Source organism: Streptococcus pluranimalium (genome assembly GCF_047785745.1).
In the GTDB taxonomy this organism is placed as follows: domain Bacteria; phylum Bacillota; class Bacilli; order Lactobacillales; family Streptococcaceae; genus Streptococcus; species Streptococcus pluranimalium_B.
The window spans coordinates 1-2,247 of sequence record NZ_JBLOJT010000163.1; the positions used below are offsets into that span (position 1 = coordinate 1).

Annotated in this window: 2 protein-coding genes; one reads left to right on the forward strand and one right to left on the reverse strand. The window is 38.1% G+C overall.

Going from position 1 to position 2,247, the window contains the following annotated elements; translation table 11 throughout:
* Positions 1-333 precede the first annotated feature (333 nt).
* Complete coding sequence (locus ACMZ6U_RS10155; RefSeq protein WP_416108305.1) at positions 334-1,725, forward strand: CHAP domain-containing protein; 1,392 nt, start codon at positions 334-336, stop codon at positions 1,723-1,725.
* Positions 1,726-1,761: 36 nt separating this feature from the next.
* Here the strand turns inward: ACMZ6U_RS10155 and ACMZ6U_RS10160 are convergent.
* Positions 1,762-2,247 (reverse strand): transposase (locus tag ACMZ6U_RS10160; protein ID WP_416108306.1); only part of this gene is annotated, 486 nt, incomplete at its 5' end.

Genomic DNA, 2,247 nt, shown 5'->3' on the forward strand with positions numbered 1-2,247 from the left:
TAGGTTCTTATATTTCTAAAAGGTTTTGAAGACTGTTTGAAACTCTTTATTCACAGTCTCCATTTGCTCTTCAATCAAGTCAAAAAGCTCTCTAATATCTGTAGAGTATTTACCCACTACAGTCTTATAGAGCCATTTATTGCTTGTATTTTGCAAAATCGTGTATTAAAGACTTTAAGCCTTTAATATTTTTAGGGAAATATCTTTATTTTTCACTAATTTTGATAAATAGCCTTGTTATTTCAATGAAATTGTAACATTGGCGTAATATACTACCTCTTTTTTTTTGGTAAAATGTTATTTGTCTTAATTACACAGGAGTAGTTTTTAATTATGAAGAAAAGAATTTTATCAGCTGTTTTGTTGAGTGGTGTGACACTTGGAACACATGTATCTGTGAATGCAGAAGATTATGATACAAAGATTGCAGCTAAAGATGATGCTATTATTAATTTGACTAGTCAGCAAGCTGTAGCACAGTCGGAAGTTGAATCTATTCAGACTCAAGTAGGTACATTATCAGCTCAACAGGCTGATTTAGAAGCTCAAAACGTTTCTTTGAAAGAGAAATCAGCGATTTTATCTACTGAAATTCAAACTTTATCTGAGAAAATTGTTGCACGTAGTGAGTCATTAAAGAAACAAGCTCGTAGTGCTCAAAAACAAAATACGGTAACGAATTATATTAATACTGTTATCAATTCTAAGTCAATTTCAGAAGCTATTAGTAAGGTAGTTGCTATCCGCGAAGTGGTTTCGGCTAACCATATGATGTTAGAAAAACAAGAGTCGGATAAAGTTGCTCTTGCTGAAAAACAGAAAGAAAACCAAGCAGCTATTAATACAATTGCTGCCAACCAAGCAACTCTTGCCGCTAACAAGTCAACATTGGAAACACAACAAGCTGAGTTGAAAGCTTCACAAGTAGCTCTTGCTGTTGAATTAGCGACTGCTGAAGATGAAAAATCATCTCTAGTAGCAGAGAAATCAACGGCAGAATCAGTCGCAGCTTCTGTTTCGACTTCTCAGTCAGTCGCAGCCTCTATTTCAGCTTCAGAATCTGCTTCAGCTGTTCAGGCAGCAGCTTCAGCAGCTGCCGTTGCATCTGAAGTCGCAGCCTCTGTTGCAGCTAGTGTCGTAGCTTCAGAATCCGTTGCAGCAACTTCTATGGCAGTTGCTTCAGCAAGTACAGCTGCAGTTGAAGCTCAAAAAGCTTCGGAACAAGTAATTTCCCAAGCTTCATCATCTCAATCTGTGACATCATCATCTCAATCGGCGTCAGTTGCTTCTGCTAGAAGTTCTCAAACAGCATTGACGCCTACATCTACTGTATCGCGTACGTCATCTACGCAAGCATCATCAGTTTCATCTGTGACACCAGTAATTAATACAGCTGGTAACACTTATCCAGTAGGTCAGTGTACTTGGGGCGCTAAATCACTCGCTCCTTGGGCTGGAAATAACTGGGGTAATGGTGGACAATGGGCAGCTTCAGCAGCTGCTGCAGGTTTCTCAGTAGGATCAACTCCAACTGTAGGTTCAATTGCTGTTTGGAACGATGGCGGTTATGGTCATGTTGCAGTAGTAGTTGCAGTTGAAAGTTCAACTCGTATTCAAGTTATGGAAGCTAATTATAATGGTATTCAATCAATTGGAAACCATCGTGGTTGGTTTAACCCTACGGCAACTTATCAAGGTGCTGCCGTATATATCTACCCAAGATAAAGTGGCTCTTCGTCAACTGTAGTGGGTGACTTATAATTAACATCTAGAGAGAATCGTTCTGGTTCTCTCTTTTTGAGTGTTTAAAGCGATGAGAATTTTGGTTTTAAAGTTTTTAAACTTCCGAAATCCAAAAGCTTGTCGTTTGATACCTTTGATGAGTTTGTTGGTTGCTTCTAGCTTCGCGTTAGAATAGGGAAGTTCTAAGGCATTAATAATATAGCTTTTGTATTTCAAAAAAGTTTTGAAGACCGTTCGAAATTCTTTATTCACAGTCTCCAGATGCTCCTCGATCAAGTCAAAAAAGTGATTAGCTTGTTTGATGAGTTTTTCGTAGTGCTGGATATTCTCAATGATTTGAACCAATTCAAATTCACGAGCGGGAGATGTCGTCCCAATGGTGTTTGAAGCAAGTTCGAGAATATCCTTTGCATGTTTAACTGTTAATCGTTTAATGTCCATTAGCTTTTGAACTCCAGCCTCTATCATTTTTTCAGGAGTAGGAAATGCTTTAAGTAACTCATT

Excerpts from the sequence above, each read along its gene's own strand:
- ACMZ6U_RS10155 (WP_416108305.1), top strand. The coding sequence starts at position 334 with ATGAAGAAAAGAATTTTATCAGCTGTTTTGTTGAGTGGTGTGACACTT.